We start from the raw sequence: 13,944 nt of genomic DNA, 5'->3' as shown, positions 1-13,944 counted from the left end.
CTTGTGGTTGGGCGGACAGAAAAAATAAACAATATTATCATATAAAATAGAAAACCTTATAATTCAGAAAAAGTAAAAGCATATTCAAATTTATGGAGGAGTAGGAGAGATTGCAGAGAAAGAAAATGTTAGCATTTTCTATAGCCGCGCTTTTTGTCAGTCTAATACTATTTACCGGCATCACTACAGCCATACTAACCCCTGCAATGTACGGGTTTCCCGGTGTACTAGCTATTCAAGAAAATACCGCTAAGCAAACTGGGAGAAATGTGACTATTATTTGGGATATTTACGGTATCCCGCACATTAATGGGAGTACCCAAGCAGACACCTTTTTCGGCCATGGATATGCCCAAGCGGTAGACGGAATTGAACTACTAATGCTAAATCTTATCACAGCAAAAGGTAGGCTATCGTTAACATTCGGATACGACAAGTATAATAATACGTGGAATCCAGGATACAAGTTTAATGCACAATTCTTGTCAAACGCGGAAAGCGATGGATTACTTTGGAAATTAAAGATTCCAGTAAGTCACTCAGAATACCTGAAGATAAATGAAACCATGAGAGAAATAATGATTGAACCATTTGCCGCAGGCATCAATTGGTACATCTATGAGAACTGGGCTACCCTACCAGCATGGATAAAGCAAAACGCTCCAGTAAGGGGAGAAGACATAGCCTCGATGGCTGCACTCGTTAACTTTCTATTCGCAGAAGATATTACGGGCTGGTTAACCGCAGAAGGCACATTAAATGCTATGGGCTGGAATGTTTCAATGTATCTTCAACAGCACTATCTAGGATCAGTCCCGATGCCCCCCTCAGTATGGTCTTCCGGTCTATTAAATAAGGGTAGCAATGAGTATCTTGTTAATGGTTCTCTTTCTAATACAGGTTATCCGATTTTGGGTGCTGATCCACACTTAGAATGGGATGGAATTACCCAATGGCATCAGGCACATCTAATGGCACCGGCAGAGGACACGCTACCCGAATTGAACGTGCATGGGGTCATCTTTTATGGACTTCCATTTATCGGAATTGGGCACAATGAGTACCTTGCTTGGATGTCAACTGTTAATCAGCCTGATCTTATGGACGTTTGGATTGAAAGACTCAATCCCACTAATACGAAGTATTATTATAATGGTTCCTGGGTTCCTCTCACAAAAGTGGTAATAAAACTGCCGGTACTGGTTCCTGGTGTAGGTGTGGTGGTTCAAGATGTGCCGACATATTATTCTCATCATGGAGTTCTATTGACCATAAATGAGACAGCACACTACGCGTTAGCGGTAAACTATTCCACAAGCGGGCAATGGACGGGCATTGAGCAGTTTTACCTGATGAATACTGCACAAAATATTACACAGTGGAAAGAAGCTATGTCTATGCTGGGAGTAGCGATGTTCAACTACATGGTGGCAACCGTATACAATGAGAGCTACTATGTTTGGAATGCGATGTGCCCACAAAGAAATGACATGTGGAACTGGAACTTGGGTGTACCAGGATGGAACACTACCACCGACTGGGGAGATTTCATACCCTTTGGCGATCTACCAACACAAGAAGACCCCACCAGTGGATGGATGCAAAACTGCAACATTCAACCCTGGAACATAACCACCCAGCCAAACAACATCACAATCACAAACGAAACAAAGCCATTCCCCAGATATCTGGTAAACCACTACACTTACCTACCTGGTGGTGGATACTACCGGGCTATGAGCAACTACACAAGAGGATATAACATGTTCTACATATTATATGGCCTCGCTGCGGGAGGATCAGGCTCAGTTACTGCTGAAGACTTTCTTGGAATTGCGGGTAACAGTTCAGTCTATTACTTAGCGACCGACTACATAGATAAGCTACCTGACAACGTTCCCGGTTCTGGAAATGAGACACTTAATGCGACAGTGGTTCTGCTTAAAAACTGGGATAAGTACGCTACTAATCAAACTGCTATGACCGTGTTCCAAATCTGGACACAGAATACAAACAGAAAACCCCCAGCTAATGAATCTGTTGCTCTTAGTACTTTGAACGCCACAGTGAATTGGATGGTATCCAAGTATGGAAATGCTACCGGAGTATATTGGGGCAATGTTCACATTGTGGTTAGAGGTACCAAAGTAGTAGGTTTGAATGGAACCTCAGGTGATCCTTACGGTTGTCTGAATCCGCACTATGGAATATTTGATTCAAACACTGGCTTATGGTACTGTTATGGTGGAGAATCATTCGAAATGGTTACAACGTGGGAGGGTGGAAAGGTCAAATCTTGGAGCTGCTTACCATACGGCAACACCAATAATGAGAGCTCTATGCACTTTGATGACATGCTACTTAAATATTATAGCAAGGACCAGCTTCACCCAGACTTCTTCTATGATGAAGACATTCTAAATCCAAATAACCAGAGCACAGAGAAGGGTAACATATCGGTTCCAGTATATACACTTGCCCAGACAATCTACTTGATTATGTTGCCCTACTATCAAGCATTGGCAAACTTCTTCACCTTAGTGGGTGTTGGGCAAGCTGTTACTAGTCAGCAAGCTTCATCTTCTTTGATGTTCGGTGGAATCGCTGCTCTAGTTTTGATAATATGTGTGGCGGCTGTAGCAATAGTAGCTAGAAGACCATAAAATCACAAAATCTATTAGAAAAAAGAATGCTACTACTACCTTTCCTCTCTTTTTTTAAATAATTTGTAGTGAATTAAAAGAATTGGAAGAGGATTTGTTTAGGTGGTTTGGTTTATTTTAATTTTTGAAGCTACTTGTGTGATTGCTTGTTTTTTCTCTTTGGCTTTTTCCATTGCTTCTTGTATGGCTCCTCTTATAGCGTATCCTGCCACGTGGAGTATTGTGTCGCCTAGTGTTTTATCTACTTGCATGCTGGCGGTGCAGGGGTAGGCGTGGTGGGCTTCCGAGATTCTCTCATTTATTCCCTGTATGCTGCGTTTTTCTATCTGCTTCATTACGTACCAAGTGCTTCCGCATGGAGCACTTCTAAGCGTTTTGGTATGGGTTATAATATCATCATCAACTGTGACTTCTACTACTGGTTTGCCAATTTTATATCTCTGAATGAATTCATCAATTATAGTGTTGTGCCCGCTTTCTTCCAGTGTGCAGAAGGGTTTGGGAAAAGCATGTGCCACACCCATCCTATTTAGTTCGTCTTCTACCTGTTTTTGTAGGCCGGGGGGGCACCAGTTAGATTCCTCTATGGGCACTATTACGCCCTTGGCTTTCGTTTTTTCCACTAATGTGGGTAAACTTGCTAGTAGGTCTTGGTGGAGACCTATTGCTATTATTATGTCGCATTGGGGAGGATTTTTGGGCAAGTATTTTTCGGGTTCTTCTATGAATGTGGGTAAATTGCCTGCTATTCGGTCGACTCCGTATATATCGCCGGCGAAAGAACCGTATTCCAGACGGCAGTGACCGCAGGCTTCTCCGCAGGAGGTGCAGAAGGTTGAAAAATTCATAAGGTTTCCAATAACTCTCTCCCCGAATTCATCACCATAAATAATGTAAATGCGCATAAACATCCTCCTACCATAAGTTTTCCAATTTTTCTATCGGTTTTTAAGTTAACATTTTTGTAAAGTTTTTCCATCTCTAATTATATGAATAAGAAATATTTAATAAAAATTTCCACAATAAGTTATTGTTTTTTAACCAAATTTATCTATAAACTATAAAAATATATATAACAGGAAACAATAATTTCAAGGTGAAATAGCGAAGCCTCAGTGATTAAGATGGGACAAAGCATGTTCAAACTGGATGATAAGGATCGTGAAATATTAACACTACTGAGTGAAGATCCTGACATTTCTCAAGAAAAAATTGCCGAGAAAATCAATCTATCACAACCCTCAGTTGCTGTAAGGCTGAAAAAACTTAGGGAGATGGGGGCTTTCAGCAAAGTTTGCGGAATAAACCCTTTAAAGATGGGTCTGCATCTCGCCAAGGTGGAGATCTCCACTAATAACAGTGCGAAAATTTTAAAAATGTTTAAAAATTGCCCCTACTTCTTCAACGGTTTCACGGTGTCTGGAAAGAGTAATCTTTGCCTGCTATTCGTGGGCGAGGACATAGCAACATTAGAGTCTATAGTCGACGGCCATCTGAGACCATTAGAGGAAGTAAAAGAAGTGGATTTTAACATTATTATTTCGGTGGCAAACGATTTGATTATGCCCATTCAAATGAAAGTAGAAATTGTGGATAAGCAGCCCTGCGGAATCGATATCCAATGTGTGGATTGCGCAAGCTATAAGGAAGATCGCTGCCTTGGTTGCCCCGCAGTAGGTCAATACAAAGGAAAACTATGGTAGGAGTAAAGAGAGCTGGGCTACCAGAGGTTTCGTATTTTTGCATTTATTGTATTTTTTTAGGAATTTTTTTATTTTTTCTTATCGGTTTTTTGTAACTGGTCCCATGCTTCAAGGGCTCGTCTCAGATGGGGAATGGTGATTGATCCTCCGACCACAAGGGCGATGGATAGAGCTTCGTCCAGTTCTTGGCTGGTCAGACCTTCTTCATGGCAATTTATTATATGGTATTTGACGCAATCGTCACATCTTAGTACTAGGGAGGCTACCAGTCCTAGTAGTTCCTTAAATTTTTTGGAGAGTTTAGCCTCTTCGTATACTCTAGAATCAAGATTATAGAATCTTTTAATATTTAAACCAGAGTAGTTCATCACTATCTCGTTCAATCTTTCCCTTTCTTTTTTAAAAGTTTCGATGACACCTTCCAACGTAACCACTTCCTCCAAATTAAGTTGATAAGAGCTATATAACAATTTGGGACAAAAATATAGTTAGATTATTGTTTCTCAATGTGTTGTTTTATCCATTTTTCTTTTTTGGCAAAAAATATTTGTATGACTTACAACTAACTTTCAACCATATTGGAAATAAAGTGTTAGTTTCTTTTATAAAGGAAAGGATTAAATTTTATTGTGGAGGCTTAAAAATTGGTTTTGGAAAATGACATTTTTCTTGATGAGGTGCATCTTAAGCTAAGAGATGAAGTCAAAGATTTTGTTAAGTGGGTCGACCCCAACTTGTTGAGAGCCATGGACGCTGAGGAAGTTGAGTATCCTTATGATTTTTACCGCGAAGCGGGAAGAAGAAACCTTTTGGGATTAAGATTTCCCAAAAAATATGGGGGCCGAGAATTAGACTGGTTAGCAGAGTGCGTGGCACTTGAGGAAGTGGGACTCTTCGGATGTGGACTAGGATGCTCTTGGTCCATGCCCATAATTGTGGGCGAAGCAATTAATGTCTTTGGAACCGAAGAACACAAGAAAAAGTACCTAGCTCCAATACTAAAAGGAGAAATGGTCTCAGCTGAGGGTTTAACCGAACCCCGCGGAGGCTCAGACTTCTTCGGAACAAACACCGTAGCAGAAAAAGACGGAGATATCTACTATCTCACGGGAGAAAAACGCTTCATAGCGGGAGCCAAGGCAGCGGACTTATTCCTACTGTATGCAAGAACCAACCCCGATCCGAAAGTACCAGGACACAAAGCACTCAGTGCCTTTCTAGTGGAAAAAGACATGGGCGTAGAAATTGCAGAAACCTATGGCTTACTAGGCTTCCGAGGAATGGGAACCGCCCGTATACAGCTCAAAGGAGCAGAAGTGCCGGCCGAGAATCTACTTTTAGGCGAGAACCGAGGAAGAGAAATCTTCAACCGTATGATGCTCCCCGAAAGACTAACCTCCGCCGCGGGAAGTCTCGGTACCAGAACCGCCCTAGAACTAGCCATGAAGTACGCCAACATGAGAAAAGCCTTCGGAGTCCCAATAAGAATGTTCCAAGGAGTAAGCTTCAAGATAGCAGATTCTCTAACCAAACTGGACGCCGCCCGAGCCCTAATTTTCACCGCAGCTAGACAAGCGGACCGTGATCCCAGTTCCTACGAAACAAGGAGACTGGTATCCGAAGCCAAAATGTTTGCAACCCAGGTGGGATGGGAAGTAGTGAATGACGCCATGCAGATACTTGGTGGAATCGGATACACTCAAGTTTATCCTCTGGAAAGGGCCCTAAGAGATGCCAGACTCGCAGTTATATGGACCGGTTCCAACGAAATCATGCAGCTAATCGTGCAACACGAAGCCTATCGCAAGCTCATGGGGGGCAATTTGGAGAAGGAAAGAGACATTGAACTAGACGCCATAGAAGCCCACAAAATAGCCGAAAAAGTATACGAATAAAAAACATTGAAAAAAATGGATAATCACTCTTCCCTTAAAAAATTTATTTTTTACTTTTTTTAAAAAAATTATTTTCTTAGATTTCTTTGCTGATTGTTATATGGGTCTATAATTTATAGTTTATAGTCGGCAAGTTTTCCCCATTGTTCTACTTTTCGATAGCGGGGCTGGGAAGCTTGGAAGTGAATCCAGATTGGGGCGTTGTCCAGTTCGGGATGAGCCTCAAATAGAGATCGGTCACCATAACGAAACACTTCCAGCACCAGAGGCAACTCGCTACGAAAGATTGCATATCTCCAACCTGCTGGTCCGAAAACTAGTCCTCCACTCACGTGGCAATAGACGTGTAGAGCGGGCTTCGCATCATCAGTTATCCATTCAGCTAGGACTTCGTCCCGCATGAGGCGGGTGTATATGCCTGAGATCTGCTTTTTATCGTATTCTCGACCGATGGTTAAGAATAGTTTTCCACTGCGATCCGAGTGAATAAGAGTATAGCGGCGCGCAGATATGGGATCTTTTTTACTAATCCCGGATGTATATTTTACATGTAATTTTTCTGGGTTTAGGCGAACCATTCTCGACAACTCCCTGATAGACCAATGAGCCCTCATTAGTGTGACAAAATGGCTGATAGAATTACAATTTAGTTGTTTTTTAAATAGTTTCTCGATTATTCCTTCGTCTTAGTTTGTGATTTTAAGGCTTGAGGGTTCGAAAGATATAAATAGTTATGAATATATATTCATAATGAGTGGGTATGCCGAGACCAAGGAAGATACGAAAAATAGGATTCCAACCAGAAATCACCGGCTTCAAACCAGTAGGAGACATAGAAACCAACCAACCGATAGTGATTCTAACTCTTGACGAATTAGAGGCCATCCGACTAAGAGATCTGGAAAAACTCACTCAAGAGGAAGCCGCAAATAAAATGAGTATCTCTCAGCCCACCTTCTACCGGCTCATTGAAAGTGCCAGAGAGAAGGTTGCTGAAGCCTTGGTTGAAGGCAAAGAATTACGCCTCCAAGGAGGTGATTACAAAATGGCTCAGATGGAAATGAAAAAATTTGTATGCCTACAGTGCAACCACAGATGGGAAGTACTATACGGAACTCCAAGACCAAACAACTGCCCCCAATGCGGTTCAACCAATGTCCACCGAGCACCCGAAGATCGTGGATACGCTAGAAGAGGCAGAGGAAGAGGCGGACTGGGCAGAGCTGCCGGACCAGGCGGAGGAATGGGCGCAGGAGCAGGCGGAGGAAGAGGCCCCCCACAATGGTAAACACTAAAATGTAAATAAAAAGGAAAAGGTGATTCCAAGGAGAAACAAATATCCCAACCAAAAGCGCTCTCATTCACATTTCCTTAAAACTTCTCCTTGGAATCACAATAATTTTTCTATTTTTAAGATACCCAAGAATAAGAATAAATTAATACTGGTGGGTTGTTATTTTGTTACCTTTTTTAGGAAAAATTCATGTAATCGGGTATCATCTGTTAGCTCGGGATGAAATGATGTTGCCAATATATTCTGTTGCTGTACAGCTACGATTCTCCCATTAAGGTAGCATATAGGTTTAACATTGTCTCCTAAACTTTGGACCACAGGAGAGCGAATAAAAACTCCCTTAAACTTTTTTTCACCCAGCAACTGAATTTCCAAGTCCTCTTCAAAGGACTCCCCTTGACGCCCGAAAGCGTTCCTCTCCACAGTTATGTCCATGAGTTTTAGGGTTGGCTGACTTGTTTTACCCACCACCCGGTCATAAACCTCTTTAGCTAAAAGAACCATTCCCGAACAGGTTCCCAATACCGGTTTACTTTCATTCGCAAATTTTTTGATGGCACTTAGAAGCCCACTGGTTTCCAGTAATCGTCCCATAACGGTACTCTCTCCACCCGGAATTATCAAACCCTGAATTTCCTCCAGGTGCTCAAGATTTTTAACCCAGAGCACTTCGCCTTCTAGTTTCAAGGATTTGAAAGCTAATTTAGTCATTGAAACATGTTCCTCTATTGCACCTTGTAGAGCCAATACGCCGATTCTCATGTTAGAGTTACTCATATTTCTGCTCCTCTATCCTGCATCCTTAACTCCAAGGTTTGAATGTCCAATCCGGCCATGGATTTTCTTTCATCTATCATTTTTTGGACTTCTGCCACTATTTTAGGGTCGTCCCAGTAGGTGCACGCTGTGACTATGGCTTTCGCCCTCTCCAGGGGATCCTCAGACTTGAAGATTCCTGAACCCACAAATATTCCGTCACATCCCAGAGACATCATAAGAGCAGCGTCCGCAGGAGTTGCGATACCTCCAGCAGCGAAATTCACTACAGGAAGTCTTCCTAGCCGAGCAGTTTCTAAAACCAAATCAAAGGAAGAATTTAGACTCCTAGCTAGTTTTACTAATTCCTGATAGTCCTCGTTCTCCAGTAATATTTTGGCTTGCCTTATCTGACTATTCATTATTCTCATGTGCTTTACCGCTTCGGCCACGTTGCCGGTTCCGGCTTCACCCTTGGTCCTTATCATGGAAGCACCCTCTTCGATTCTCCTAAGAGCACCTCCCAAGTCTCTTGTACCGTTGACGAAGGGTACAGTGAAATCCCACTTCCAGACGTGTCTCTCCTCATCTGCAGGGGTTAGTACCTCGGATTCATCGATAGCGTCCACACCGATGGCTTCCAGTATTCTGGCCTCGTAGGTGTGTCCTATGCGGCATTTGGCCATCACGGGTATTGTGATGTGGTCCATTACTTCCTCTATGACTTTTAGACTTGCGGTGCGTGCCACGCCTCCTGCCTTTCGGACATCGTATGGGAGTTTGTCCAGTGCCATAACTGCTACGGCCCCTGCTTCCTCTGCAATCTGGGCTTGCTCCACGTTAGTGACATCCATTATGACGCCATGTTTCTGCATATGCATGAAGCCACGTTTCACTCTAACGGTTCCTTTGATCCATTCTGGTTTGGTTTTTTTCTCCACTATTTTCACCTCTTTAGCCTTAAATTAGGGCATATTAAAAATATACCAGAAGTGAATTGTGTATCAGAATCACTTTAATAAAAATAAATATTTCTCTCGATCTTGAAAAATTATTAAGAAGTCCAGATAATTATTCAATTTTAGAATAGTTTCGGGTTTGGGATATTAATGATTGATATGCACGGTATTCTGGGCGAAATGTCCTCTGCTAGATATTGTGATGTTCGTTTAATTAGACAAGAAGTGGCTGAAGTTGCTTTTAGAGGGGAGTCAGCAGATGTTTTTAAACACAAATCTGAGAGAGTGGTGTGTAGAGCTGTATCAAAAGGTTATGGTATAGCAAGCACCAATAGCCATGACATAAAAAGTCTCAAAGAAGTATCAGAACTTGCTCTAAAACAGGCAGAGATGTCTGAATCAAAAATTGAGCTCCTCCCACTAGTAGCGGAAAAGGGGGAGAAAATCTTTTCGGGGAAAAAGGAGTTTGAGGTTGAAAGTGTTCTAGAATTTTTGAAAAACATGAAAGATGAGGTTAAGGATTCTCTGGGAAATTTTTACTCCAGAGCCGAGATCATTGCTTCTTACAGTTTTACGGATTACCATTTTGTTAGCTCTGAGGGAGCCGATATTACTGAGAAGGTTCCCCTAGTTGACGTTTTTGTCTATGTAGTGGCAAAGGGCTTGTCTGAGGGATTTTCCAGTAAGGGTATCGGGGGGAGGGGAGGATTTGAAATAATTGAAGCCGAAAATTGGAACGATATAATTGAAGACTTGACCATGAGAGCGGTTGAATCTACAGAAGCAGGCGTACTAGCCTCGAAGGGTGCAGGTACCAAATTTAATATAGTTTTAGATAATGACGGAACCGGAGCTCTCGCCCATGAAATAGCCCACATGTTGGAGGCAGATATCTACCAGGAAAAAAATTTCCCTAAACTAAGCTTCGAGGAACCCTTAGAACTAGTAGATGATCCATCCCTAGAGAATGGTTACGGTTCCTTTCACTGGGACGATGAAGGAGTCCAGGGGAGCCAAAAAATTTTGCTCAGCGAAAAAGGAGTGCAATTACTTCACACCCGACTAACTGCCAAAGGAGAAGACAAACCGGGGAATGCACACGGAGTATTTCACATGCCCCGACCCTTAATGAGCAACATATACATCAAGCCTTCAGACTGGAGCATAGAAGAAATCTTAGAAGAAAACCGCTTCGGAATATACACTAAAGGAGTGGTAAGAGCAGAATCAACAGTTTCCGAGGGGCGATTCGAACTATCTCCAGAAATAGGATACATCGTGGAGAAAGGAGTAGCAAAACAGCCCATCAAACATCTAAGAATAATAGGAGAAATCAAAAAAATAATACCCAATATAGACGCCATCGGAAAAGACTTCCAATTAAGACCAAACATTGAGAAGGGATTCTCAATCTCCGAAGGGGGACCCCACATAAGGATTTCAAACATTCACTGCATCTAGTTTTCCCAGTTCTCATTTTTTGTGAAGCAGATCTTCTTTGAAATTCTTATGAAACACTTCAGGCAAATCCTTGTAGGTTATTCCGGGCTTCATATATTTTGAAAGGTCCACCGAATTATAAGTGTTCCAGAAAAGTATCGGAGTATCTTTAAAATCATGTTTCTTAGTGTAATCCATTAGGCCCGCCAGAGTTTTACCAGTATACGTGGTTTCCAGCTGAATGCCTTCATACTTCTTCATCAGTTCAATTGCCGCTACCCCTTCCTGGGTTACTGCACCATATTCTGTTCCAGCGTAGTCATCTAGAACAGTGACATCCCTAAAATCCGGCTCAGGAACACCACCAAGATAGTCCTTGATAAGCTCGTATGATTCCCTGGCATAAGTGGTCACCAAACCAGGGTTGGCAAAATCCTTCGCAGTCACTCGAACCCCTACCACCTTAGAACCCAGACCACAAATTCTAACTCCCAATTCTAAACCAGCCTGCGTCCCCAGACTGCCCGCAGCCACAAAAATCAACTCCGGCTCAGGCATCAACCCCTCATCCACCTGCCTTTTCAGCTCGAGCGCCGCCTCTACATATCCCAATATTCCCAGCGGAGAGGTTCCTCCCGGTCCCACATTGTAAATCTTATCCTGATCGGACAGCTTATTATAATCGAAATCATTCATATGAATCAGCTGCGCCCCCAGCGACTGGAACAATAGAAGCTGCCTCTGTACATGAGCGGTAAGCGGCTGATCCCACAAAACCAGTATAGTTTCCAAACCGTATTTCTTAGCGAAAAGCAATGTAGCCAAACAGTGATTAGAACCCGTTCCTCCATAGGTAATTACCTTGGTTTTTTTCTGCTGGAGTGCCTCTGCAAGCACAAATTCCAGCTTACGAGGCTTGTTACCCCCATAAATATCAGTCGTCGTGTCATCTCTCTTAACCCATAATTCTTTTAAACCCAATTTTTTGCCCAATTTTTCAAGTTTCTGCACCGGAGTCACCCGGGTTAAAGGCATCCAAGGAATATGTCCCTTCAATTTAGGAAATTCTTGGAACAAAAGGGGAAGTTTCCTACCCTTGTTCATTATAACCATCTCACCATTTTGCCGTTTCAAAATTATTAAAACCTTTACCATTATAATAATACCCATCAAAGCTAAAAATTTTTCAATACAGAAAAAATTAGATTTCAAAATATATATACTATTACAATTATTAGAATATCTAACTAAGCTAAAAAGATTAAGAAACTTTTTTATAGCAGTTCTAATATAACAAGTTTTTAAAAACATATAATGGGGTATTACACATTTAGAAGGTTGTTTTTTATGGCTAAAGAATGGAGATTCATACTAGACGTAGAAGGAACCGCAGCAAAGCCACTCACAGCCTCAATGTCCCTACTATCATCAAGAGCGGCAAACAAAACGCCAAACACCGCGCTCGTAATGTACTGGCCCAAACCCTGCATCACCTTCGGATACTTCCAAGACATTGACACAGACTTCGACCTAGAACTGGCGAAGAAGTACAACATAGAACTCGCAAGACGTATGGAAGGAATGGGAGGCGGCACTATTTTTCTTGATACTCATGGTTTTATGGGTTTGGCTATGAGTGTGGATAAGGAGACTTATCCTACGATGAAGGATGCTTTTAATAGGACTGGTGAGGCTTTGACTGAGGTTTATCGGATGTTGGGTGTGGAGGATGCGAAGTATTATCCTCCGGATGATGTTCGTGCTGAGGCTAGTGGCCGGAAGGTGGGTGCTGTTGGTATTACGGAGCTGTTTGGCTACTATATTGTGAATTCGTCGAATATGCCGGGTTATATTCGTGACGATATTTTGATTAAGGTGGCTAAGATTCCGGCGGAGAAGTTTAAGGATAAGAAGTTGAAGACTTTTGATGAGTATCAGGGTGGTGTGGAGGCGGAGACTGGTTACTGTCCGAATCCGTACGAGTTTGCGGGTGCTGTGTATAAGGCTTTTGAGGATATTCTGGGAATTGAGTTTAAGCCGGGCTGGTATACTAAGGAAGAATTGGATCAGATGGCGTTGTTGAATATGAAGGCGATGTCGGAGGAGCACACGTTTGCTCGTTCCAGCAAGAGGAAGTTCGCTGGGGCGCCCAAGGATTATAAGGTGGCTATTGGAAAGTATAAGGCGAGAAAGCTGGTGGAATCCCGAATTCTGGTGGATCCTAAGGGTGTTATTAAGGACATGTTTTTTGCGGGAGATTTTTACGCTAAGCCGGTGCCTATTCTGAGGGAGATGGAGGAATCGTTCAAGGGTGTCTCGATAAACGATGATGATGCTATGCTGAAGAAGATTAAGGCGGCTTATGAGAAGCCAGGCTGGGAAACGTCTGAAATTAGTCCCGAGGATTTCTTGAAAGCTTTGATTGCGGGTAGAGAGTCGCTTAAAAAATAGAAATAGAGATGTGCTAATGGTTTTGTAGCAGGAATATGGTCTGTAAAATTAGGAAGTGATGCTTTTCATTCATTTAATTTATTTTTTTATTTTTTCTATTATTATTTTGTGTGCTTTTTTTAGTGTTTTTCTTGAGTTTTCGAAGCTTAGTTTTTTTAGTGCTTTATGGTAGTTTACCCAGTCGTAGTCTTTGTGTTCGTAGGATATTTTGACTTGTTTGGTTTGGGTTTGTGCTAGGTGGAAGATGACTTCTTTGTATACGGTTTTTCCGCTTCTTCGGTAGAAGTAGCTGATTTTGTTTTCGAAACCGTCTTCGAATTTAAGGTCTTGAATCCCGGTCTCCTCTGCGGCTTCTCTTATCATGGTGTCTCTTACTTTCTCGTTTTTCTCAAGGTTTCCTTTGACGAAGTCCCAGTGTCCTCTTTCGTGCTGTAGAATAAGGTATTGGGGTTCCTCGTTTTCCATTCTATAGATCACTACACCGGCAGAGAACTCTCTAGGCAACACTCATCAGTCCATCTATTTTTCAGAGATGCTGAAAAACTTTAATTAACATTCACATAGTAGTTTTCATTTTTTATAAATTTTGATGTCTGAAAATTATATTAATTTACATTTATTGGGGCTTAAATCATCTGGCACAAAATTTGGGGCTTGATAATGCTATACTAGCTTAATATATCTTGCATGTACTATGATTCTTGCTTTTATAGGAATCTAAACAAAACGTCGGGACGCCGCCTTAGGTATGTATTTTTCCTAGTTTTTACTTGTCTTATGCTG

The 13,944-nt window shown here is 42.0% G+C and carries 13 protein-coding genes; 6 read left to right on the top strand and 7 right to left on the bottom strand.

The window, feature by feature from the left end:
* Positions 1-110: 110 nt before the first annotated feature.
* Positions 111-2,663 carry a penicillin acylase family protein gene (locus tag ACUVXA_RS07030; RefSeq protein WP_445870535.1) on the top strand — a complete coding sequence of 851 codons (2,553 nt, stop codon included), beginning with the start codon at positions 111-113 and terminating at the stop codon, positions 2,661-2,663.
* Positions 2,664-2,761: 98 nt separating this feature from the next.
* Here ACUVXA_RS07030 and ACUVXA_RS07025 read toward each other — a convergent pair whose 3' ends face one another.
* Positions 2,762-3,568, bottom strand: coding sequence for a DUF166 domain-containing protein (locus ACUVXA_RS07025; protein WP_445870534.1), 807 nt, complete (start codon positions 3,566-3,568; stop codon positions 2,762-2,764).
* A 231-nt stretch (positions 3,569-3,799) separates the two neighbouring features.
* Here ACUVXA_RS07025 and ACUVXA_RS07020 point away from each other — a divergent pair, with 231 nt between their 5' ends.
* Positions 3,800-4,366, top strand: a complete 567-nt coding sequence (locus ACUVXA_RS07020; protein ID WP_445870533.1) for an Lrp/AsnC family transcriptional regulator — start codon at positions 3,800-3,802, stop codon at positions 4,364-4,366.
* Between the two features lie 68 nt (positions 4,367-4,434).
* Here the strand turns inward: ACUVXA_RS07020 and ACUVXA_RS07015 are convergent, their stop codons facing one another.
* On the bottom strand, positions 4,435-4,734 hold the full coding sequence (locus ACUVXA_RS07015) for a carboxymuconolactone decarboxylase family protein (protein WP_445870537.1): 300 nt from the start codon (positions 4,732-4,734) through the stop codon (positions 4,435-4,437).
* Between the two features lie 276 nt (positions 4,735-5,010).
* On the opposite strand from ACUVXA_RS07015, the gene ACUVXA_RS07010 reads away from it, so the two are divergent.
* Positions 5,011-6,261, top strand: a complete 1,251-nt coding sequence (locus tag ACUVXA_RS07010) for an acyl-CoA dehydrogenase family protein (protein WP_445870532.1) — start codon at positions 5,011-5,013, stop codon at positions 6,259-6,261.
* 113 nt (positions 6,262-6,374) lie between these two features.
* Here the strand turns inward: ACUVXA_RS07010 and ACUVXA_RS07005 are convergent, their stop codons facing one another.
* The gene (locus tag ACUVXA_RS07005; RefSeq protein ID WP_445870531.1) at positions 6,375-6,839 is read right to left on the bottom strand and encodes a staygreen family protein; all 465 of its coding nucleotides are present in this window, start codon (positions 6,837-6,839) and stop codon (positions 6,375-6,377) included.
* A 182-nt stretch (positions 6,840-7,021) separates the two neighbouring features.
* Between ACUVXA_RS07005 and ACUVXA_RS07000 the strand changes: the two genes are divergently transcribed.
* Positions 7,022-7,549: a DUF134 domain-containing protein gene (locus ACUVXA_RS07000; RefSeq protein WP_445870530.1), complete on the top strand. Its 528-nt coding sequence runs from the start codon at positions 7,022-7,024 to the stop codon at positions 7,547-7,549.
* A 165-nt stretch (positions 7,550-7,714) separates the two neighbouring features.
* Here ACUVXA_RS07000 and pdxT read toward each other — a convergent pair whose 3' ends face one another.
* Positions 7,715-8,332 (bottom strand): pyridoxal 5'-phosphate synthase glutaminase subunit PdxT, encoded by a 618-nt coding sequence (gene pdxT, locus ACUVXA_RS06995; RefSeq protein WP_445870529.1) that lies wholly within the window; start codon positions 8,330-8,332, stop codon positions 7,715-7,717.
* Positions 8,329-9,192 carry a pyridoxal 5'-phosphate synthase lyase subunit PdxS gene (gene pdxS / locus ACUVXA_RS06990; RefSeq protein WP_445870536.1) on the bottom strand — a complete coding sequence of 288 codons (864 nt, stop codon included), beginning with the start codon at positions 9,190-9,192 and terminating at the stop codon, positions 8,329-8,331. Before pdxS ends, pdxT begins: the two co-directional genes overlap by 4 nt.
* Positions 9,193-9,420: 228 nt before the next feature.
* On the opposite strand from pdxS, the gene ACUVXA_RS06985 reads away from it, so the two are divergent.
* A complete protein-coding gene (locus ACUVXA_RS06985; protein WP_445870528.1) occupies positions 9,421-10,731 on the top strand; it encodes a TldD/PmbA family protein in 1,311 nt (436 codons plus the stop codon).
* A gap of 12 nt (positions 10,732-10,743) precedes the next feature.
* On the opposite strand, the gene ACUVXA_RS06980 is transcribed toward ACUVXA_RS06985, so the two are convergent.
* Positions 10,744-11,814, bottom strand: a complete 1,071-nt coding sequence (locus tag ACUVXA_RS06980; protein ID WP_445870527.1) for a 1-aminocyclopropane-1-carboxylate deaminase/D-cysteine desulfhydrase — start codon at positions 11,812-11,814, stop codon at positions 10,744-10,746.
* Between the two features lie 243 nt (positions 11,815-12,057).
* Between ACUVXA_RS06980 and ACUVXA_RS06975 the strand changes: the two genes are divergently transcribed.
* Positions 12,058-13,161, top strand: coding sequence for a lipoate--protein ligase family protein (locus ACUVXA_RS06975; RefSeq protein ID WP_445870526.1), 1,104 nt, complete (start codon positions 12,058-12,060; stop codon positions 13,159-13,161).
* Positions 13,162-13,239: 78 nt separating this feature from the next.
* Here the strand turns inward: ACUVXA_RS06975 and ACUVXA_RS06970 are convergent, their stop codons facing one another.
* Positions 13,240-13,665: a bis(5'-nucleosyl)-tetraphosphatase gene (locus ACUVXA_RS06970; protein WP_445870525.1), complete on the bottom strand. Its 426-nt coding sequence runs from the start codon at positions 13,663-13,665 to the stop codon at positions 13,240-13,242.
* Positions 13,666-13,944: the final 279 nt, after the last annotated feature.

This window comes from Candidatus Jordarchaeum sp., from assembly GCF_052745115.1.
This window is presented reverse-complemented; position numbering and strand designations above follow the sequence as displayed.